This window comes from Streptomyces solincola, from assembly GCF_002982015.1.
Classification (GTDB): domain Bacteria; phylum Actinomycetota; class Actinomycetes; order Streptomycetales; family Streptomycetaceae; genus Streptomyces; species Streptomyces solincola.
In genome coordinates, this window is the sequence record NZ_PVLV01000155.1 from 1 (window position 1) to 20,517 (window position 20,517).

At 71.8% G+C, this 20,517-nt stretch carries 18 protein-coding genes and 2 pseudogenes; 11 read left to right on the forward strand and 9 right to left on the reverse strand.

Annotated features, from left to right (window positions below):
- Positions 1-25: 25 nt before the first annotated feature.
- Positions 26-1,207, reverse strand: coding sequence for an MFS transporter (locus C6N75_RS12060; protein ID WP_258177367.1), 1,182 nt, complete (start codon positions 1,205-1,207; stop codon positions 26-28).
- Positions 1,208-1,243: 36 nt separating this feature from the next.
- On the opposite strand from C6N75_RS12060, the gene C6N75_RS12065 reads away from it, so the two are divergent.
- Positions 1,244-2,077 (forward strand): JmjC domain-containing protein, encoded by an 834-nt coding sequence (locus tag C6N75_RS12065; protein ID WP_181160448.1) that lies wholly within the window; start codon positions 1,244-1,246, stop codon positions 2,075-2,077.
- 365 nt (positions 2,078-2,442) lie between these two features.
- Here the strand turns inward: C6N75_RS12065 and C6N75_RS32240 are convergent, their stop codons facing one another.
- The 3 genes from C6N75_RS32240 to C6N75_RS12080 form a co-directional block, all read right to left on the reverse strand.
- Positions 2,443-2,727, reverse strand: a complete 285-nt coding sequence (locus tag C6N75_RS32240) for a SpoIIE family protein phosphatase (protein ID WP_407703214.1) — start codon at positions 2,725-2,727, stop codon at positions 2,443-2,445.
- Entirely contained in the window at positions 2,642-3,079 is a 438-nt protein-coding gene (locus C6N75_RS12075; RefSeq protein WP_105868877.1) for a PP2C family protein-serine/threonine phosphatase, read from the reverse strand. The genes C6N75_RS32240 and C6N75_RS12075 overlap by 86 nt, the downstream gene beginning before the upstream one ends.
- A gap of 153 nt (positions 3,080-3,232) precedes the next feature.
- On the reverse strand, positions 3,233-3,715 hold the full coding sequence (locus C6N75_RS12080; protein ID WP_146132551.1) for a hypothetical protein: 483 nt from the start codon (positions 3,713-3,715) through the stop codon (positions 3,233-3,235).
- 171 nt (positions 3,716-3,886) lie between these two features.
- Between C6N75_RS12080 and C6N75_RS30180 the strand changes: the two genes are divergently transcribed.
- A complete protein-coding gene (locus C6N75_RS30180) occupies positions 3,887-4,132 on the forward strand; it encodes a hypothetical protein (protein ID WP_146132552.1) in 246 nt (81 codons plus the stop codon).
- A 45-nt stretch (positions 4,133-4,177) separates the two neighbouring features.
- Here the strand turns inward: C6N75_RS30180 and C6N75_RS12085 are convergent, their stop codons facing one another.
- Positions 4,178-5,011, reverse strand: a complete 834-nt coding sequence (locus C6N75_RS12085; RefSeq protein ID WP_105868879.1) for an NAD(P)H-binding protein — start codon at positions 5,009-5,011, stop codon at positions 4,178-4,180.
- A 156-nt stretch (positions 5,012-5,167) separates the two neighbouring features.
- Between C6N75_RS12085 and C6N75_RS12090 the strand changes: the two genes are divergently transcribed.
- From C6N75_RS12090 to C6N75_RS12125, 8 genes and pseudogenes are all read left to right on the forward strand, one after another.
- Entirely contained in the window at positions 5,168-5,353 is a 186-nt protein-coding gene (locus C6N75_RS12090) for a helicase associated domain-containing protein (RefSeq protein WP_322888047.1), read from the forward strand.
- Between the two features lie 304 nt (positions 5,354-5,657).
- Entirely contained in the window at positions 5,658-6,770 is a 1,113-nt protein-coding gene (locus C6N75_RS12095) for a hypothetical protein (protein ID WP_181160449.1), read from the forward strand.
- Between the two features lie 38 nt (positions 6,771-6,808).
- A pseudogene (locus tag C6N75_RS12100) lies at positions 6,809-6,904 on the forward strand (IS5/IS1182 family transposase); the annotation flags it as partial.
- Positions 6,905-7,331: 427 nt separating this feature from the next.
- A pseudogene (locus tag C6N75_RS12105) lies at positions 7,332-8,507 on the forward strand (glutathione-independent formaldehyde dehydrogenase).
- A 182-nt stretch (positions 8,508-8,689) separates the two neighbouring features.
- Positions 8,690-9,256: a type 1 glutamine amidotransferase domain-containing protein gene (locus C6N75_RS12110; protein WP_105868880.1), complete on the forward strand. Its 567-nt coding sequence runs from the start codon at positions 8,690-8,692 to the stop codon at positions 9,254-9,256.
- A gap of 164 nt (positions 9,257-9,420) precedes the next feature.
- Positions 9,421-9,894, forward strand: coding sequence for a hypothetical protein (locus C6N75_RS12115; RefSeq protein ID WP_105868881.1), 474 nt, complete (start codon positions 9,421-9,423; stop codon positions 9,892-9,894).
- Entirely contained in the window at positions 9,891-11,060 is a 1,170-nt protein-coding gene (locus C6N75_RS12120; protein ID WP_105868882.1) for a zinc-dependent alcohol dehydrogenase, read from the forward strand. The genes C6N75_RS12115 and C6N75_RS12120 overlap by 4 nt, the downstream gene beginning before the upstream one ends.
- A 72-nt stretch (positions 11,061-11,132) precedes the next feature.
- Positions 11,133-12,233, forward strand: coding sequence for an NAD(P)/FAD-dependent oxidoreductase (locus C6N75_RS12125; protein WP_105868883.1), 1,101 nt, complete (start codon positions 11,133-11,135; stop codon positions 12,231-12,233).
- Positions 12,234-12,464: 231 nt separating this feature from the next.
- Here C6N75_RS12125 and C6N75_RS12130 read toward each other — a convergent pair whose 3' ends face one another.
- Positions 12,465-12,659, reverse strand: coding sequence for a hypothetical protein (locus C6N75_RS12130; protein ID WP_105868884.1), 195 nt, complete (start codon positions 12,657-12,659; stop codon positions 12,465-12,467).
- 118 nt (positions 12,660-12,777) lie between these two features.
- A protein-coding gene (locus C6N75_RS12135; RefSeq protein ID WP_105868885.1) for an IS5 family transposase occupies positions 12,778-13,658 on the reverse strand; the annotation gives its coding sequence in 2 pieces (ribosomal slippage) (positions 12,778-13,298 and positions 13,298-13,658; 882 coding nt in all).
- Positions 13,659-14,769: 1,111 nt separating this feature from the next.
- Between C6N75_RS12135 and C6N75_RS12140 the strand changes: the two genes are divergently transcribed.
- A complete protein-coding gene (locus C6N75_RS12140; protein WP_407703213.1) occupies positions 14,770-15,051 on the forward strand; it encodes a hypothetical protein in 282 nt (93 codons plus the stop codon).
- Positions 15,052-15,439: 388 nt separating this feature from the next.
- Here the strand turns inward: C6N75_RS12140 and C6N75_RS12145 are convergent, their stop codons facing one another.
- Together C6N75_RS12145 and C6N75_RS12150 are read right to left on the reverse strand one after the other, a co-directional pair.
- Positions 15,440-18,268 (reverse strand): condensation domain-containing protein, encoded by a 2,829-nt coding sequence (locus tag C6N75_RS12145; RefSeq protein WP_258177368.1) that lies wholly within the window; start codon positions 18,266-18,268, stop codon positions 15,440-15,442.
- A gap of 340 nt (positions 18,269-18,608) precedes the next feature.
- Entirely contained in the window at positions 18,609-20,486 is a 1,878-nt protein-coding gene (locus C6N75_RS12150) for a non-ribosomal peptide synthetase (protein ID WP_258177370.1), read from the reverse strand.
- Positions 20,487-20,517: the final 31 nt, after the last annotated feature.

The following is a 20,517-nucleotide window of genomic DNA, read 5'->3' on the forward strand; positions in this document are numbered from 1 at the left end:
GCTCCGCGTGGCCCCTTCCAGCGTTTCACCTCTTCGGGGACGAGCGGCCGAGCACGGCGACTGCGGCCGCGCCGAGCAGCAGGCCGGCCGTGCCCAGGGCCATGGGTTGCAGGGAGTGCCCATTTCCGCCACTGCCGTCGATCGCTTCGAGCAGGCTGGCGGCGGTGGCGAGGCCGACGGCCGCCAGCATGGTCTTGGCGGTGAGGATGAACGCAGCGGCCCTGCCCGCGGCGCCCGTGGGCGCGCAGTGCTGACCGAGGAGGTTCGTCAGGCTGTTCCCGAGCCCCACGCCGAGGCCGCACAGGGCTAGCAGGGGGAGAGAGACGTGGCCCGGCGACACCAGGACCGAGCCCGCGAGCGTTCCGGAGGCCAACGCGGCCGCCGCGGCGAGGTTTCGGCGCCCGCGCCCCCGCGCGGCGGCTCGTCGTGCCTGGTAGGCGGCGAGGGCATAGGCCGCCGTGAGGGGCAGCAGGAGCAGTCCGGCGTGGACGGACGAGTAGCGCCCGGCGCCCTGCCAGCACGTGCTCAGCAGCAGGACCATGAGCGCGAAGGACGTGGTGATCATGGCTCCGCTGCCGGCCATGGCCAACAAAGGACGGTGGCCGTGGACGGCTGGGCCGTACAGAGGGTCGGGTGCCCGCCGCTCCCGTGCCGCGAAGGCCAGCAGGCATACGGCCGCGAGGAGGTACAGCAGGCACTGCGGAACGTCGAGCCAGCCCCAGACAGGACCGCGGTCCACGCACAGTGCGACTGCCAGGACACCGAGGGTAAGCAAGAGCAAGCGTGCCAGAGGCACGGCAGTCCCGCGTCGGCCCAGCCGGTCGCCACCGGCGCTCTTCCGGTAGATGGCCGCCGCCGCGGCGATACACAGGGGGACGTTGACGAAAAACACCCAGCGCCAGCCCACCGTGCCGGCCAGCAGGCCGCCCACGGCCGGGCCGATCACGGTGCCCAGGGCGCCGGAACCGACCACGATCGCGATGGCGTGGTCCGCGCGGGCCCGGTCGAAGGACACCGAGACCAGGGCGAGCGACGCCGGCGCGATCAGACCTCCCGCCGCGCCCTGCACCGCCCTGCCGACGAGCAGTCCCGCCATGCTGTCCGCACTGCCGCAGCCCACGCTGGCCGCCGCGAAGCCCGCCAGGCCCACCAGAGTCGTCCTGCGGCGGCCGAACACGTCGGTGAGCCACCCCGCGGCCGCGAGCACGGAGCCATAGGCGACAAGGAAACCGGACAGAGCCCAGTGAAGTTCGCCACCCGCAGCGACTCCCTGGCCTTCCTCACCCCGGCGGGGCGTCAGGGTTTCGTCATCCACCACGACCCCAACGACACCTACGTCATTCACCTGCACGGCACCAAGCGCTGGCGGATCTGGCCGACGCGGGAGGTCAGCCGCCCGGACGGCCGGCCGTACCGGATGGGCGAGGAGTACCGCCCCGAGCACCTAGGCGACCCTCTCTGGGACGTCTCCCTCCGCCCGGGCGACGTGATGTACCTGCCTCAAGGCACACCGCACGTGGCAGTCGCCGAGAACGACGTCTCCCTCCACCTGACGGTTACCGTCACTCCGCGCCACTGGCCCGACCTCGTGCGGTCCCTCACCACACACCTGCTCCCCCTCGACGACGAACGACGGGGGTTCCCCCACCTCACCGAGGCGACGGTGCCCGAGCACGCGCCGGCACTACGGGAGCACATCGAAGCCCTGGTCACCCGACTGCGCGCGGTGGACACGCACGAGGAGCTACTCAGACTGGTCGCCGAGGGCCGGACCGCCGAAGGCACCTCGCGCGGGCATCAGTTCACCGCGATGGCCGAGGTGGACGCCATCGCCGAGGACACGCTGGTGCGCCGCACGCCGGTGGACTTCTCGTTCTCCCCAAACCCGGACGGACGGACCAACGTGCGGGTCAATGGCGACACCATCGCCATGCAGCCGGCCATCGCCGACGCCCTGCGGTCGGAAACGGCCCGGACCAGCCTGCCCGCGGGGAAGTTCGCGGCCCCCGCCACCTCCGAGGAGTCGGTGCGGACCGTCAGGTCACTGGTCCGCCTCGGTATCCTGACCGCCTCGTAGGCGCCCGCCATCGGACGGCCACGACCGCGCGAGGGGCGCGTCCTCGCCGTCTCGGGAGGCCGGCCGCGCGCGAGCGCAGGTGTCAGGCGGAAAATGCCGGTCCGTCCGCGCTGGGCTCCGCGGAACCGCCCGGGGGCCGGCGGGGCAGCAGGAGCGCCGCCGGCACCGTCGCCAGAAGCACGATGGCGCCAACGGCGTAGAAAACCCGGTGGAGACAGCTTCCGTCACCGCTGCCTGGAGAGCGGGGAGCAGGTCCGCCGGGATGCCTGCGGGCAAGGCCGAGGCCTCCGGGGACGTCACGGCCCGGCCGATGGAGCGCTCCACCACGGGCAAGCGCTCGGCCGGGATGCGACCGTCGGGCCGGCTCAGGGGCGGGGGTAGAGACGGAGGAGCATCAAAGCGGTGTCGTCGACGGCGTGGTGGCCGGTGTGGTCGGTCATCTCGCGGTGGAGGCGGTCGAGGGTGTCGGCAGCGGGGAGGTTTCCGGTGGCGGCCAGGGTGGCGGCGAGGCGTTCGTCGCCGAAGAGGGGCCCTTGGCGGTGGTCGCGGGTTTCGGTGATGCCGTCAGCGCATCGCCTGGCCGGAGGCGGAACGGTGTCTGGCTGTGGCGTTCTGACGGGGGCGGCAGGAGGGGGCTGAGGAGCGCGCAGTTCCTCGACCGTGCCGTCGTCGGCGGAGGAGGGCCGGGGGGTGGCCGGCGTTGGCGTAGTGGCCGGTGATGTCGCCGTCGGCATGGGTGCGGAAGACGGTCAGGGCGGCGGTGAGGAAGCGGTCGCTGATCTGCTGGTCGACCATGGCCTGGTGCAGGTGGTGCAGCACGGTGGCGGGGCGGGCGTGCTGGGTGGCTTCGGTGCGGATGGTGTAGCGGGCCAGCGCGGTGACCTTGGCGGCCTCGACGCCCTTGCCGCTGACGTCGCCATGACCCGCACCAGCTCTTGCCGCGGGTGCGGAAGAGGTCGTACAAGTCGCCGACCAACTGAGCGCCGGCGGCGCCGGTGGTATCGGCCGGCAGGTAGAGCGCGGCGACGTCGAGTTCGGGTACCTGCGGCATGCGGGGCGGCAGGAGGCTGTCTTGAGGGGTAAGGGCCAGCGCGGCGGAGGCTTCCCCGCTGGCCTGGGCGTGGCACAGGGCGTGCCGCAGGGCGATCTCTTGCGTTACCGACCGGGCCAGGGTCCGCAGTGCCTCGCGCTGAGCGGGGGTGAAGGGTCGGGCGGTGTGGTCGCTGACGCAGAAGCCGCCCAGTACGTGGCCGTGGGCGAGAGCACGGGGTAGCCCGCCCACGCTCCGATATCCAGAGCCCCGATGGCGGCCAGGTCTTTGATGCGGGGGTCGCGGGCCGCCTCCTCGGCGATCAGTTCCCGGCCGGTGCCGACAAGGAGGTGGCAGGGGCTGTCGCGGATGTCGTTCTCCCGGCCCGCCGCCGCGTCCGTGCCCACAGCGGTCTTCCAAAACGAGCGCCGGGCGTCGGCTACGGTGAAGAACGCCTTGTCCGCGCCGGTGATCGCCAGCGCAAGTTGCGCGAGATCGTCGAAGGCGCTCTCCGGGGCGGCGTCCAGCAGACCGGACTCGACCACCGCGGCCAACCGGATCGGGTCGAATACCGCCTCCGGCAGCTCGCCATCGAACGAAGAAGCCATCCTCACCGTCACCTCGCCGGTCCGTCCTGCGGCCGTCTACCCCGGGCCGAGCGCCTGGGTGTCAAGTGACCTGACACCGACCCTACGCACCCTGTGGCCATCACCCCAGCTCGAACGCATCACACCTGAAGGGCGCCGCCACGCGCCCCTCACCCGGTTTCGCTGCGGGCAGTGGCCGGCGAACCTGCGCCGGCCCGGCGCCCGACGTGGGCGCGGGAGCTGGCGGCCGAGCAGCCGGCACTTGGCCCGGTGCCGGGCGCGGCCGGGTCCGGGACACCGGCCGGGGCGTTCGAGCGGGGCACCACCGCCCTGGCCCGGTACCGCGCCCGCACCGGGACGGTCACCGTCCCCCGGCAACGCGTCGAGCGCCTGGCCGACGGCACCGAGGTGCGGCTGGGGGTGTCGGCGTACTCGTGAAGATGCGCACCGGGGTACGGACGAAGGTGCTCAGGCCCTGGTGATTCAACGGAAGGCGTCGGCGTTCTCCGAAGCCCACTGCCGGAACGAGCGAGCCGGCGTTCCGGTGACCTGAGAAACCGTGTCGCGCACCATCAGTAGCTCGGGGTTCACGTCTCCACCAGTGACGTCGAGCACCGCGTCCGCGGCCTCGGTCCCGAAGACCGCGACCATCTGCGCGTGGGCCTGCCGACGGCTGATCTCGGCGAAGGGCACCTCCCGGCCCAGTACTGCCGCGATGGCCTCGACCTGCTGTCGGACGGTTATCGGCTCTGGCCCGGTCAAAGCATGGGTGCGTTTGTGGTGGCCGGGCTCGGTCAGAGCCACCCGTGCCACCGATGCGATGTCCGCGGGGTGGATGGTCGGTAGCGCGGTCGCGGCGTACGGCGCGCGGACGGTCTCGCGGCCGCGGATGGACGCAGCCCACATCAGGGTGTTCGACGCGAACTGCGTCGGCCGCAGGATCGTCCAGGCCATGCCGGTTTCCTTGAGTAGACGCTCCACCGCCAGGTTCTCGTCGGCGGGGCCGAGGTGCGGGTGGGTCTGGACGGTGATGGACGACACCAGCACGACGTGCTCCACTCCCGCCTGCCGGGCCGCTTCGAGGATGTCGGCGTCCGAGCCCAGACGCGACACTAGAAACAGCGAGCGCACCCCCTTCAGCGCGGGCTCCAGCGACGCCGGATCTGCGAAGTCGCCCTCCACAGCCTCAACTCCCTGAGGTAAGACGGCCCGTGCGGCGTCACGAGTGAGCCCTCTCAGCGGCCCGACACCCCGTACGTGCAGCTCCCTCAGCAGGGCACTGCCTATGTTCCCGGTGGCTCCGGTCACGAGGATCACGAGCGTGTCTCCCGTCGCTAGATAATCGAGTGGGCGACACGCTAGAACCTCAATCATGCTTCAGGTCAAGGAGACGCCTGGCCACGCCCGAGGCTGGGCACGTTCATCCGTACTCGGCTGTGCACGTTCACATGTACGCCGACAGGCACCGCCGCCCTGGCCCAGTACCGCGCCCGCACCGGAACGATCACCGTCCCCCGGCAGCACGTCGAACGGCTGGCCGACGGCACGGAGGTGCGGCTGGGGGTGTGGCTGACCAACACCAAGACCCGCCTCGCAAAGCTGAGCGCCGAACGGCTCGCTGTCCTGGTCGCCCTCGGGCTCGGATGGGCCGCCGGCTGACCGTCGGCGTCGGTTAGTCGAACGGCAGGGTTCCGCCTTGAGCCTGGGTGTCTTCTGCGGGCGGCGGAGCTGGGGTTTGAGCATCAGCAGGTCCATGAGCCGCTTGGCTCGGTGCGGCGTCCGCCTCGATCCGGTCGGCCGTGTAGGCCTGGGGGCAGCCGCCGGCGAGGCCACCTCGGTCTGAATCCCGACCCAGCCGCCTTGGCGACGTAACGGGTTCGGCGCAGGCACCGCCGCTGCACGTTATGGCGCGAGCATTGTGGGCACTGCGGAACGCCGGGGCAGCCGACGGAAGGAGGCCGTCATGGGTGGGTCGTCGCAAAGCGTTACGGTCGTGGCTCTGCTGGCGGATCCGGACACACCGACAGAGGTCGCGCAGCGCATGGCGCGCGACCTTCCCGCTCGGCTCGCGGGCAGGTTCGGTCGGCGCGGCCGGTTCGACGTCGAGGTGGTGAGTGAGCCCTTCACCGCAGGAACCGAGGACCTGTCGACGTTGACACGCCGGATCCTGGACCGCGGACGCGAGGAGCGCTGGGACATCGTCGTGGCGCTCACCGACCTGCCGCTGCATGCGCAGGGGCACAAGATCGTCGTGGAGCTGAGCCATGAACATGGCCTTGCGCTTCTATCCCTCCCCTCCCTGGGAGGCGTGCGCTTCCAGAAGAAGGCTGGGCGGGCAGTTGAAGAGGCCGTGCTCAGCCTGGCGGGGGCGCAGCCATCTCAAGCCGAGGAGCCTGGCCACCGTCGGACGCTGGAAGGCTTCACCAGCAGCCTCGCATCTGTTCGCCGGGCCCCGGTGGGTGATGAAGAGGCCGCGGATCTCATGTATGTCGTCGGCGGGCCGCGCGGGTACCTGAGAATACTCGGCGGTATGGTTCGGGCCAACCGGCCGTGGCGGCTGGTCCCGGGGCTCTCCAAGGCCCTGGCGGCCGCACTCGCCACAGGGGCGATCGCCACCGTGAACTCCACACTCTGGACCCTGGCCGCCTCCCTCAGCACTCCGCGACTCGTGATCGCCACGGTCGGCTCCGTCGCGCTCATGATCAGCTGGCTCATTGTCGACGCCCACCTGTGGCATCGAGCGACCGACAGTTCACCCGAGGCGAGGAAGCGGGCAGCCCTCTACAACGCGTCGACGGTCGTGACCGTTGGCATCGGGGTGCTCGTCTGCTACGTGGGGTTGCTGGTGGTCAACTGGTTGTGGGCGCTCTTCATCCTCAATGACCAAGCGTTCTTCTCCCTGACTCGGACCCCGCTGCACGCTACCGAGTACTGGACACTGGCGTGGTTCGTGGCTTCGGTCGCCACGGTAGGCGGTGCGCTGGGATCGAGTCTGGAGAACGAGGAGGCGGTCCGGGCGGCCGCTTATTCCAAGCGTGAACAGGAACGCCGCCGCATGCTCGACGACCAGGACTAGAGCGTGTCTCTTTGATGGATTAAATCAGTTGATCGGATGTGTCTATCCGATTGGTGATCACCGATCCGATGTGGGACCGGATCGAGCCGTTGATGCCTGCCGATGCGGTCCGCAGGCGGCGATGGGCCGACCACCACTCGCAGACGGCCGTCTTGCCAACAAGGCTGGACCCTCGCCAACTACGACGAACAGTCACAGGATGCTGTCCGACGAAGAACGACATGAAAATGACCATTCGATCGCCCGAACGAACCTGTCATACGGCGGAGGCACTAGCTTTTTCAGGAGGCGGGCCCTAGCTCGTCTTCCGAGTCGGCGGCTGGTGCAGCAAGCACCGCATATGCCTGTTTCGTGCCGGACATCATGGGGACCCGCACGGCAGGTCGCCGTAGTGCCGAAGCGGCACTTGCCGGGTCGCTGGCGGCTCGGCTGTGCACCTGACCCGGTGAACCGCCCTATGAGGCGATCCCGGGGTCAAGATCCTGTCACCACCAACTTTCGGAATTCGGGCCGTGTGTGCCGCTTCTACCGCGGTGCGCGTCGGCATCCAGGGGAGTCATCATGAAGGCAGCGGTATACGAAGGACCGCGAACGGTCACGTTCAAGGATGTACCGGACGCGAAGATCGAGCACCCCTGCGACATCATCGTCAAGATCACGGCCACCAACATCTGTGGCTCGGACCTGCACATGTACGAGGGCCGCACCTCGTTCGAGTCCGGCCGCACGCTGGGGCACGAGAACATGGGCCAGGTCGTGGAGGTCGGCTCGGCCGTGAGCAAGGTATAGGTCGGCGAGTACGTGGTGCTCCCCTTCAACATCGCCTGCGGCTTCTGCAAGCAGTGCGAACGGGGACTGACCAACTACTGCTTGACCATGCAGCCGGAACCCGCCCTCGCCGGAGCCGCCTACGGTTTCGCCGATATGGGCCCCTACCAAGGAGGCCAAGCAGAGCTGCTGCGCGTGCCCTACGGCGACTTCAACGCGCTGCGCCTGGGCGAGGATGCCGCCGAGCGGCAGACCGACTACGTCATGCTCGCCGACATCTTCCCCACCGGCTATCACGCCACCGAGATGGCCAACGTCAAACCGGGCGACCAGACGATCGTCTTCGGCGCCGGCCCCGTCGGGCTGATGGCGGCCTACTCCGCCGTACTCAGAGGAGCCGGCCGTGTCTGGGTCGCCGACCACCAGCCCGACCGGCTGCGCAAGGCGGAAGAGATCGGGGCCATCCCGATCAATACCGCCGAGCACGATCCGGCAGAGGTCGTCAAGGAAGCCACCCTCGGTCTGGGGGCGGACAACGGATGCGAGTGCGTCGGCTACCAGGCACACGACCCCCAGGGGCACGAGGACGCCAGCCTCACGCTCAACGGCCTGATCGACTCGGTCAGGTTCACCGGCGACATCGGCGTGGTGGGCGTGTTCCTGCCCCAGGACCCCGGCGGCGAAGAGGCCCAGGGCGAGTTGGAGGCGCAGGGCAAGGTGCCGATCGACTTCGGGATGATGTGGTTCAAGGGCCAGCGCATGGGGACCGGGCAGGCGCCGGTGAAGCGGTACAACCGAGCGCTGCGCGACCTGATCGCCGGCGAGAAGGCCAAGCCGAGCTTCATCGTCTCCCACGAGCTCAGCCTGGATGAAGCCCCCACAGCCTATGAGCACTTCGACGCCCGTGACCAAGGCTGGACGAAGGTGGTCCTGCATCCCAACGGCCACAGCAACGGCCACAAGCGGTAGGAACCCGGGGCTGCCGCCCGCTGGTGTTGGCCGGGTCGGCGGGTCCGCCGGGACCGGATGGGCGGTCGTCGCCCGCTCCCGGCCCGGCGGCCTCACGCGCCCGGAGAGACAGCCGGAACCCGCTCTTGCAGTACCGCGATACCAGACTGCGGCGCCGGCCCCTCACCGAAGGAATGAACACCATGGCACACGAACTGCGCGGTCAGAAGGTCGCGATCCTGGCTGCCGACGGCGTCGAGCGCGTCGAACTCGAGCAGCCGCGTGGCGCCCTGCACGGTGCCGGGGCGAATACCGAGGTCCTCTCCATCCATACCGGCGAAATCCAGGCCCGCCAGGCGGACCTGAATCCCGCAGGGACCTTCCCCGTCGATCGGCTCGTCTCGGACGCCTCCCCCGACGATTACGACGCCCTGCTGCTCCCCGGCGGCACCATGAACCCCGACCAGCTAAGGGTGGACAAGGACGCCATCGGCTTCATCAAGGACTTCGTGAACGCGGGCAAGCCCGTAGCCACGATCTGCCATGGCCCCTGGACCCTGGCGGAGGCCGATGTGGTACGCGGACGCCGGCTCACCTCGTGGCCGAGCATCCGCACGGACCTGCGTAACGCAGGAGCCGAGGTCGTAGACGAGGAAGTCGTCACCTACGGCCAATTCACCTCGAGCCGGTCGCCGGCAGACCTGCCGGCCTTCTGCGCCGCCATCGTCGAGCAGTTCGCCCAAGCCGGCAGCCCGTCCTCCGGTGTCTAGCCTGGCAGCGAAACTGCGCCACCCGGCACCCAGCTAGCGCGCTCCGGGGCACCGACTACAGCCCGGACACCCGCGGGAGGCGATGCCGTCAACGCGCGACGGTTGACGTAGATCGAACGGTTCGACGACGGCGATCCAGCCTCGTCACCGGAGAGGAGCACGCGATGAACGGCAAAGCGCTGGCCTTGAGCGGCCTGGCGGTGGGCGGCGGAGCAGCGGTGCTGATCCGCCGGTGGAAGGAGGACGCGAGCGAGACCGGCGGAGTGAATGATCGCTGGCACACGGTGACGATCAACCGTCCGCTGGACGAGGTCTCTGTGAACGGACGGCTCCCCGAACCGCTCGCGATGCTCGGCGACAAGATCGAGGTCCAGGTTCGGCTGGCACCCGGCGACCGCGGCACCGAGGTCGCCGCCCGCCTGCGCGATCCCGTGCCCTCGGGACCAGCAGGCGCCGGGGCCCGACTCAGGGGTCAGGACCCACGCGGGCCGGTGCGCCGGGCTCTGCGCGACTGCCGCGCGCTGCTGGAGACCGGAGAGGTACTCAGTCCCGACAGGCCGCCGACGACCCACCCCGGTCCGGGCGGAAAGCTGATCTCGGTCGCCACCGGGCGCGCACGCGAGGAGGGAAGGCTGTGAAAGCGCTCACCTGGAACGGAGTCAACGACCTGAGCGTCGAGCGGGTCCCCGACCCGCAGATCAACAACCGCCAGGACGCCATCGTCGAGGTGCGTCTTAGTTCGGTTTGCGGCTCGGACCTGCACCTGCTCGGCGGCTACATGCCCGCCATGGAACGAGGTGACGTGCTCGGGCACGAGTTCCTCGGCGACATCGTCGAGGTCGGCGCCGACGTCCGCAAGCGATCGGTCGGAGAACGAGTGGTCGTGTGCTCGTTCTTCGGCTGCGGTCAATGCTGGTACTGCCAGAACGACCTCTGGTCGCTGTGCGACAACGCCAACACGAACCCGGGTCTCACCGAGCTCACCTACGGCCAACCGCTCGGCGCCTGCTTCGGCTACTCACACGCCCTCGGCGGCAACGCAGGCAGCCACGCCGAGTACATCCGCGTCCCCTACGCCGATCACGGCGCTTTTCCCGTGCCCGAGGGCGTATCGGACCGGGCCGCGGTGTTCGCCTCGGACGCGGCACCCACCGGCTGGATGGGCGCCGACCTCGGCGGCGTCAAGTCCGGCGATGTCGTTGCGGTCTGGGGCTGCGGCGGCGTCGGCCAGATGGCGGCCCGGGCGGCCATGCTGCTCGGGGCCGAGCGAGTGATCGCCATCGACCGCTTCCCCGAGCGCCTGGCCATGACCGCCGAGCACGTCGGCTGCGAGACGATCGACTACACCCAGACCGACGTCGGTGGAGAACTGCTCGAACGCAGCGGCGGGCGCGGACCCGACGTCTGTATCGAGGCCGTCGGCATGGAAGCGCACACCGACGGACCGGTCAACCTCTACGACAAGGCAAAGCAACAGCTCCGCCTCGAGTCCGACCGCCCCAGCGCCCTGCGCGAAGCGATCTACCACTGCCGCAAGGGCGGGACGGTCTTCTGCCTCGGCGTGTTCGGCGGACTGATCGACAAATTCCCCATGGGCGCGCTCCTGAACAAGGGCCTGACCCTCCGCGGCGCCCAGCAGATGGGCCAGAACTACATCCCCATGCTGCTCGACCGCATCGCCGCCGGCGACCTCAAGACCGATCACCTCATGACCCACCCCATGTCCCTCGACGAGGGACCCAAGGGCTACGACATGTTCAAGAACAAGAAAGACGGCTGCGTGCGCGCGGTCCTGAAGCCGTAGGCCACGCCTCCCGCATTCGTGCCGGTCGCGGCCACGACATCCCGGCGGCAACACGCGAAGTGAGGCGATCAAATGGACCGGGTTCCCGAGGTGGCAGTGGTAGGAGCCGGCATCGTCGGCCTCTGCACCGCCTACGCACTGACTGAACGCGGAACGGCGGTGCGGGTGTACGAAAGCGGCGTCCCAGGCCACGGACAATCCGGTGGTCAGTCCCGCATTTTCCGCCACGCGCACGACGACGCTCGCCTGGCTGACTTCACCCGGCAGGGCCGCGCCGTCTGGGACGAGTGGGCCGATCGTTTGGGCGCCGAACTGATCTCCCAGGACGGCGTGGTCGCACTGGGCCGTTCCGTTCCTGGAAGACTGCGCATTCTGCAGGATGTCGGCGGCATACCGGCCCGCACCGTGGACAGCGCCGAGCTTCACACCCGCATGCCGCTGCTCGCCGACTACCGCGGTCCCGCGATGCTCGATGAGGCCGGTGGTGCCATCCGTACCCGTGCCGCGGTCGAGAGCCTCGCCAACGCGCTGGGTGACGCCATGGTCCCCGACGAAGTCATCTCGCTGCATCCAACAGGCCACGGCACGGTGGAGGTGCTCAGTGCCGTCGGCCGCGAAGAGTACGCAACGGCCGTGGTGTGCGCGGGCCTGGGCACCGCGCGGCTGGCACGCAACGTGGGGCTTTCCCTACCGGTACAGCCGGCAGCCCACGTCCGCCTCACCTTCCAGGTCAGGGGATCGCCCCCGCAGCAGGTCGCCTGCCTGCAGGACAGCAGCGGCGACTTCGGCGAGGTTGGCGTCTACGCAGCCCCCTACCCGGGCAACAGCCGATATGCGGTGGGCCTGAGCCAAACGGTCGAGGTACGGGAGGACGGCAGCTTCGCGGACCCCAACGCACTGGTGGCGCTCAACGACCGCGCCCGCGCCTACGTCTCTCACGCCTTGCCCGGCCTCGACCCCGAGCCCGTGGAGTACCTGCACTGCTGGGTGACAAGCCTGCCGTGGAGCGAAGACGGCATGGCAGTCTGGGAAGCCGACAGAATCCTCTTCGCTGCCGGCCACAACCTGTTCAAACAAGCCCCTCGGCTGGGACGGGCATTGGCCGGCGCGGCCATGGACGAAGAACTCGAAGAGATCCTGCGGCCGGCGGCAACACTCGGCCAGCCCCGCTGAACGCCCAACAGTCGCCGTCCTGACGACGTGCAAGGGGCGAGGAAGCCGGTTGGCCCGACCGCCAGGAAGCAGCTACGTTATGTCCCCCGTTGTCAGAGGAGCATTCCCATTCGGGCCTAAGAACACGGGCAAGAACAGCAAGGGCACCAGCCAGGACCAGGCCCGCGGTGCTCTCGCGGACGGTACTAAAGCTGCCCGCACTGCCGGCCGGACACCGCACCCCATGCTCGATTACGCGACGTGGTGGCGGAACAGGAAGGTGAAGTGCACCGGGAACCCTTCACGGTCAGCCAGGGCCGTATGGTTCACGGGCTCCCAGCCCTGTGCCCCCCATGCGGCCAGCATGTCGTTGACCTGCATATCCCAGTCACCCGCATCGACGACGAGCGAAGCGAACCGGTACTCCCACTGACCCTGACCGCTCATGCACCTACGTTGCCCCGCCTCAGCGGGCCCCACGCGCCGGGGAGCAGCCAGGAAGCGGGAGAGGTGGCCGGACGCTTGAAGCGACCGGCCCCCGTCGGCCTGGGACCTGTCCGGCGGATCACGGTCGGAGCCATAGGCGGATCGCCGCAACCGTGACGGTGCCGTGGAATACGTAGGCCCTTTTGTCGTAGCGGGTGGCGACGGCGCGGGAGTTCTTGAGCCGGTTGATCGTGCGCTCGACCTCGTTGCGACGCTTGTAGATCTCACTGTCGAAGCCGGTGGGCCGGCCGCCCTTGCTGCCGCGCCGTTTGCGGTTGGCCCGCTGGTCCTTCGGTTCCGGGATGGTGTGCTTGATCTGGCGTCTTCGCAGGTAACGGCGGTTGCGGCGTGAGCTGTATGCCTTGTCGCCACCGACGCGATCCGGCCGGGTGCGCGGATGACCGCCCTGCGGGCGGGGCACCCGGATGCGTTCAAGGACCTCGATCATCTGCGGAGCGTCGCCCCACTGGCCGGGCGTGAGGAGGAAGGCCATCGGCCTGCATCCGCCTCCACCCGCGAGATGGATCTTGCAGGTCAGGCCGCCCCGGGACCGTCCGAGTCCTTCGTCGGGGCGGTGGTGCCGGGGCGTTGTCCTTTTTTCGGGACGCGTGGCTTCTTCTTGCGGGCCCCTGCCGCGTGCTGATGGGCCCGGCAGGACGTCGAGTCGACACTGACCATGCTCCAGTCGAACCGCCCCGCGAGGTCGGCGTCGGCCTGGACCGCACGCAGGATCCGGTCCCACGTGCCGTCCGCCGACCAGCGCCGGTGCCGTTCATAGACGGTCTTCCAGCTGCCGAAACGCTCGGGAAGATCCCGCCACGGTATGCCCGTTCGGACCCGGAACAAGATCCCGTTGATCACCCTGCGGTGATCGCTCCACCGACCGCCACGTCGCCCCGACGCCGGCAAGTGCGGCTCCAGCCGAACCCACTCGGCATTCGTCAGATCACCCCGCCCCATGCCGGGAACAACGAGACAGCAATCCGACAGTCACATGATCCGCCGGACAGTTCCTAGGCCGGCACCCTTACCACCCGCCCCGGCGGATGGGTGCCGGCCACTTTCGCTCCTACCGGACAGTGACGCAGGACTTCAGACCGGCCCCCCGGAACTGCACGCACACCTTCGTGCCCGCGGGGACCTTCGGGCCGGTGCGGCCGTCCTTGCCCCAGGAGACTTCCGCGAACGACAGCTGGCCGGCGATGAACACCGCCTTCTTCCAGCCGCCGCCCACCCGCGCCGACTCGCCCGGCGCCTGGTAGATCCAGCGGCCGACCTACCGGCCGCCACGACGGGCCGGCTGCCGACCCCCGTACACCCACCCCCAGACCACGCACCTTCAAACCACGGCGATGCCAGGACTTCACCACGATGCCCATCAGGTCGGAACACCCCCGCGTCGGCGAGGAAGACTGGACTGCCGTCCGTGCGCGACCTGGCAGAGCGCGGAGCATCCCCGCGTCCGGGGGGGGTGTGCCGCCACCGGGCGCAGCATCACCTACGCCCGGGACGCCCTCCCCGCCGACGCGGGGGACTGCGGCATCCATACCGGCTCCTCCGTAGCGAGATGCCGCCGGGGTGCATCGAGCGACCAGCCGACTCGTGCAGGGGGACGGCCGGGGGCAGCACGGGTCGGCCGGCGGATCGTCGCGGCGTGGTCAGCGGCGAGGGGAAGACCGGGATGGTGGCCAGCTCTTCGCGGGCGAGCGCCGGCAGCGGCGTGGGGGCCTGGTGCGGCACGACGATCCCCGCCGCCGGGACGGGCCTGGGCGATGGGGCGCTCAGGGTGGTGCATGCGGTGAGTACCGCGGTCGCCATTGTGAGGGGGGTCAGGAGCAGGCGGTGGTGGAGGTCCTCTACTGCACCGGGTGGTTGGGCGTCGTCGGACGCGGTGCGCGGGGCGTCAGGCCTGTGTAGCGGGGTGACTGAGGGTGTGGTCGGCTCCGTCTGGCGTTGGTCATGTGCATGTTGCGCGAGGGACATGTTCTGGTGCCTGCCGGGCTGCGATTCTGCTTTTCGCTTCCATGTCGGCGCTGCCCCTTTGCGGGTGGCTCAGGGGAGGGATTCCTTGGTGCCCCACCACGTCATCCGCACCAGACGCACCGTCATCGCCCTGGCCAGTGCCGCGGCCTTCGTGCTGACCGCGGACCCTGCCCCCGCGGTGCAGCCGAGCACAGCCGCGGACGCGGGCTCCTACTACGCGGCGGCCGAGGGGAAGACCGGTCCCGCCCTCAAGACTGCGCTGCACACCATCATCCGCTCTCAGTCCAAGGTCACCTACGACCAGGTCTGGGACGCGTTGAAGACCACCGATGAGGACCCGGCCAATCCCGCCAACGTCATCGAGCTCTAGACCGGCCGCTCCTCGGTGTTCCATCAGGTCACCCAGTCCAGCACGTTTCTGACGAAGTCCGGGTAGGACAGCAGATCCTGAACCGGCTCGGGCCGTGAGGCCTCGCGGGGCGGGCATGGCGTGTGCAGCCCGTCGGCGAGACCAGCAACATCTACTCCACCGCTCCGTTCAGAGCCCCTACCGTGCCCTTGTGGCAGGGCGTGTAGGCCGGCAGGGCGTGTAGGTCGGCAGGGCGTGTAGGTCGGCAGGGCGGGACGGCCGCGCCCGAGGGGGCGGCCGGCGGACCGGAGCGACGCTGCCGGGGCCGGCGCGCCGGGAGCGACGCCGCGCTCGCCGGTCCACCGGCTCCGCCCAGCACCGCCCCGGGCGGAGCCGGCCGCGGGAGGGTTCAGCCGCCGACCGCCTCACCCAGCGCCGTACGCCAGTTTTCGCCCGGCAGCGGGGCCAGGGCACGGGCCAGGCGGTCCGCCCGGTAGTGCCACACGTGGTCCAGGTCGCGGTGAACGTCGTCCGACTCCACGACCCGCCCGCCACCGCCGGTCAGCCGCAGCAGCTCCGCGGCCAGTTCCCGCCAGGGCACGTGCCCCGACACGGTGGCGGCGACCCCGTCCACCGGCGTGTCCAGCGCGGCCGCCACGGCCCGGGCCAGCGCGGCCGCGTGCACCCACGGCGCCCCGTACCAGGCGGCCCCGGCCGCACCCGGACGCGGCACCACCAGGTCCCGGCCCCCGGCCGCGGCCTGGTACAGCAGTCCGGTGGCGCCCCAGCGGACCTGGTCGCGGAAGCGGTCGTGCCGCCCCCACACCAGCGGGGCGCGCAGCGCGCTCGCCCCGCCCCGGCCGCCGCGCCCGGCCACCGCCAGCAGCAGAGCCTCGGCGTCCCGCTTCGCCCGCCCGTACGGGCTGACCGGTTCCACCGTCCCGGCGTCCTCCTCGACCGTCCCGGCCGGCGGCCGCCCGTACGCGTCCACGCTGCTGACGAAGACGAACGGCCCCCGCCGCCACGCCCCGGCCAGCGCCTCCATCGCCGCAAGGTCCACCTCGTGGCGGGTGAAGGTGCATGCCGCGTGGACGACCGCGTCGGCCTCCCGCACCGCCGTCCGCAGCCCGTCCAGGTCGGCGAGGTCGCCCTCCACCACCTGCACGCCCTCGACCGGGGGCAGCAGGTGGGCCGACTCCGGGCGGACCAGCGCCCGTACCGGACGCCCCCGCGCGGCCAGTGCCCGCACCACGAAGGCGCCCACCCCGCCGCTCGCCCCGGTGACCAGGACGGTGCCCTCCCGCGATCCGCGGGGCCGACCGGACACCGGGGCGCCGGTGCGGGCCGCCTGCTCGGCCGCCCGTCCTTCCAGGAGCGCGGTGAGCGCCCGCGGGGTGCGGGCCTGGAGGACGTCCAGCCCGGTCAGCGGCAGCCTCAGCACCGTGCGCAGCCTCTCGGCGAGCTGGACGGCGACCAGCGAGTGCCCGCCCAGGGCGAAGAAGTCGTCGTCCGGATCGGGGGACCGACCCAGGAGCGTCCGGAACCCCTCGGTCACCGCATCGGCCCGCGGACCGGCCGGCGCCGCGCCCAGGCCCGGCAGCGCGGCCGCCGCCAGCGCCCCGTCGGCGGTACGCGGCAGGGCGTCCAGCAGCATCACGGCGGCCGGCACCTGCCCGGCGGGCAACCGGGTCCGCAGATGGGCCCGCAGCTCGGCGGGCGGCGGTCCGCCCACCCCGCGCGGCACGGCGTACGCCCACACCGCACCGTCCGGCGCGGCGGCCACGGCAGCGGCGGCGATCCGCGGATGCGCCCGCAGGACCGTTACGGCCGGGTGGCCGGCCGGCCCGTCCGCCTGCGGGCGCGCCACGGCGGGCAGCGCGGACAGCGGCAGTCCGGGGTCGGCGGCCACCGCGGCCAGCACCGCCCCGTGCGCCTCGGCCAGTGCGACCCCTGTCTCCTCGTCGAGCGCCGATCCGGCGTACTGCACCAGCGCCGCCGGGCGTGCGCCGTCCAGCAGGCCGAAGGACAGGTCGAACTTGGCCGTGGACGCCGGCACGTCCACGTACACGGCCGTCGTCCCCGGCAGCCGGAGCACGGCCGGCTCACCCGGTACGTCGGCTGTCACCCGCACCAGCGCCGTACCGTCCGCGCCGCGCGCCGCCGCCCCGAGCCGCCCGAGCACCAGGTCGAACGGCACGTCGCCGTGGAGCTGGGCGGTGAGCAGCGCGTCCCGGACCCGTTCCAGCAGGTGCGCGAACGACGGGTTGCCGCCGGTGTCCACGCGTACCGGCAGGGTGTTGACGCACAGCCCGACCAGCTCGCGCATGGCACGGCCCCTCCGGTGCGTGCCGGCCACGCCGATCACCAGGTCGTCCGCGCCGGTCAGCTTGCGCAGGGTGGCGAACGCGGCCGCCAGCGCCACGGTGAACAAGGTGGCCCGGTGCCGGGTCCCCAGCTCCCGCAACCGCCCGGGCAGCGCGGCCGGCAGCGAACGGGTGACAGCCACCCCGCAGCCCGGCGCCGCGTCCGGGCGCGGCAGGCGGACCGGGGCCGCTCCGGCCAATGTCTGCGCCCAGTGCCGCAGTCCTTCCTCGTGACCGCCGGCGGCGGCCCGCTCCCGACGAGCGTGGTCGGTGTACTGGGGCGGGTCGCCCGGCAGCACCGCGGCGCCCCCGTCGACCACCGCCCCGTACAGCGCGGCCAGTTCTGCCGCCACGATCTCCAGCGCACCGCCGTCCACGGTGATGTGGTGGAAGACCACCAGCACCGTGTGGTCCCGTTCCCCGTGCCGCAGCACCAGCGCCCTGGGCAGCGCTCCGGCCGCCAGGTCGAACGGCCGCTGCGCCTCCCGTGCCAGACGCGCCGCGGCCTCGGCCGGGCCGCACGGCACGACCGGCACGGCGATGTCCGCGGGCGCGGGCAGCACCTCCTGGTACGGCTCGCCGTCCTCGTCCCACCCGAAGCGCAGGCGCAGCGCGGTGTGCCGCCTCACCAGGGCGGTCAGGGCGGCCCCGAGCGCCGCCGGATCCAGGGGCCCGTGGATGCGAGTGGCGAACGGCACGGCGTAGGAGTCGCCCGCACCGCCCAGGTGCTCCAGCACCCACATCCGACGCTGGGCGTGCGACAGCGGCACGCGCTCGCCGGCGCGGTCCTGACCGGGGCGGTGTGCCTCGGCCGGGTGCTCCCCGGCCGCCGGAGCACCGGGACCCCCGCGGGCCCGGGCGCGGGCCCGGCGCAACAACTCCTCCTGGAAGGCGGCCGAGGAGGTGGACTGCGCCGCCGGGGCGGACGGGGCCTGCTCGGCCGACGGAACCGACCCGCTCGGGGCGGCCGACGGGCGCGACGAGGCGGACAGGGGCGACGCATCCGACCCGCCGGAACCGGTCGAAGGGGTCGACGCGGCGAACGCGCTCGTCCCGCCCGACGGGACCGACGGCTGCGACGCGTTCGAGAGGGCGGACGGGACCGAGGCGCCCGGCCCGCCCGACGGGACCGGAGCCGATGGGACGGACGCTGCCGACGCGGCTGATACAAGGGGCGCAACCGACGCAGCCGACGCGTTCGGCGCGGGCAGTGGTTCAGCGGTCATGGCGGGCCTCCGGGTCGTCGGCGCGGAGTTCGTCGTGGGCGGTCAGCAGGGCATGCTGGACCAGGGCGGCGTGGGCCGCCACGGTCGGAGCGGCGAGCAGGTCGGCGAGGGCCAGTTCCACGCCGAGCTCCTCGCGCAGGTCGTCGGCGACCACGAGGGCCAGCAGCGAGTGCCCGCCCAGCGCCAGGAAGTCGGCGTCGGCACGGCTCACTTCGCGGCCCAGCGCCCGCTCCCACACCTCGGCGACCGCCCGTTGCACCGGATCGAGCGGCGCCGGCGGCGGGGCCCCGTCCGCCGACCGCGCGGCGGGCGCCGCGGCCAGCAGGCGGCGGTCCACCTTGCCCGACGCGGTCAGCGGCAGCCGGTCCACGACGCGCAGCTCCGCGGGTACCAGCGGCTCCGGCAGCAGGGCCGCCAGCCGCTCGCGCAGGACGCCCGGCCGCGGGACGGGCCCGGCGGAGGGCACCACATGCGCCACCAGCCGCGCCTCGCCGTCCGCCGTCCGGTCCACGGTGACCGCGGCGTCGTCCACCCGCTCCAGTGTGCGCAGGGCGTGTTCGATCTCGCCCGGCTCGACCCGGTGGCCCCGTATTTTGACCTGGTCGTCGGTGCGGCCGTGGAAGGAGAGCACTCCCCCGGGGCCGGCTGACACCACGTCCCCGGTGCGGTACAGCCGCCCCAGTCCGGGCCGCTCGGTGAACAGCTCGGCGGTCAGCTCGGGCCGGCCGGCGTAGCCGTGCGCCAGCCGGCCGCCGCCTATCCACAGCTCGCCGTGCTCCCCGTCCGGAACCGGTCGGCCCTCTGCGTCCAGGACGTGCGCGGTCGCCCCGCCGACCGGCCGGCCGATGGGCACCGGCCCGTCGCAGTCGGCGTCGAGCACCCGGTGCGCGGTGGCGAACACGGTGGTCTCGGTCGGCCCGTAGCCGTTGACCAGCTCCAGCCAGGGGAAGGCCCGCAGCACCTCCCGGGCCGGCCGCCCGGCCAGCGCCTCCCCGCCCACCACGACCGAGCGCAGCACCGAGAACACGCGCGAGCGCCGCGCGGCCAGCTGGTGGAACAGCGCCGTGGTCAAGAACGCCACGGTCACGCCGTATCGCTCCACCTGCCGGGCCAGGTCCTCGAACGACGGGCGCTGCACGGTGCACACCACCACTGCCGCCCCGTTGGCCAGCGCGCTCCACACCTCGAAGGTGGAGGCGTCGAACGTCGCCGGCGAGTGGAACAGCACCCGGTCCCGTTCCGTCACCGTCACGAACCGCGGCGAGGCCAGCAGTCCGGCCACCGCGCGGTGCGGCACCGCTACCCCCTTGGGGCGGCCGGTCGACCCGGAGGTGAACATGATGAACGCGCCGGCCTCACCGTCCGGCGCGGCCAGCGGGTCCGGCACGGCCTCGCCGGACGCCGCCGCCGGGCCGCTCCGCCCATCGGCCGCCGACTCCCCTACCGGCAGCGCCAGCGTCGGTCCGGACAGGCCGGCCGACTCCAGCAGCTTGGCCTCGCCCACGGTCAGACTGATCCCGGCGTCCGCGGCCATCGCCTCGGTCCGCGGCCGCGGATGGGCCGCGTCCAGCGGCACGCACACCGCGCCCGCCCACCACAGTCCCAGGGTGGCGACGACCGTCGTCGCTGACCGGGGCACCAGCAGTCCCACCCGGTCCCCGGGACGCACCCCGTGCCGGCGCAGCCTCCCCGCCAGCGCGCCCGCGGCGGCGACCAGCTCGCCGTAGGTCAGCACGGTGTCCCCGTCCATCACGGCCAGCGCCCCCGGCGCCCGCCGCGCGTGCCCGGCCACCAGCTCCGGCAGCGTCGACCCCGCCGGCCCGCCACCGCCGCCGTCCACCCGCTCCGCGTACCGCTCGTTCCCCACCGTCAACGCCCTCGCCTTCCTGTCGTCCGTG

What these genes read in the sequence shown, in the direction of transcription:
- C6N75_RS12130 (WP_105868884.1), bottom strand. Translation starts at nt 12,659, where the DNA reads ATGAGCGGTCAGGGTCAGTGGGAGTACCGGTTCGCTTCGCTCGTCGTC.
- C6N75_RS12080 (WP_146132551.1), bottom strand. Translation starts at nt 3,715, where the DNA reads ATGGCTTCTTCGTTCGATGGCGAGCTGCCGGAGGCGGTATTCGACCCG.
- C6N75_RS12115 (WP_105868881.1), top strand. Translation starts at nt 9,421, where the DNA reads ATGAACGGCAAAGCGCTGGCCTTGAGCGGCCTGGCGGTGGGCGGCGGA.
- C6N75_RS12095 (WP_181160449.1), top strand. Translation starts at nt 5,658, where the DNA reads ATGGGTGGGTCGTCGCAAAGCGTTACGGTCGTGGCTCTGCTGGCGGAT.
- C6N75_RS12110 (WP_105868880.1), top strand. Translation starts at nt 8,690, where the DNA reads ATGGCACACGAACTGCGCGGTCAGAAGGTCGCGATCCTGGCTGCCGAC.
- C6N75_RS12125 (WP_105868883.1), top strand. Translation starts at nt 11,133, where the DNA reads ATGGACCGGGTTCCCGAGGTGGCAGTGGTAGGAGCCGGCATCGTCGGC.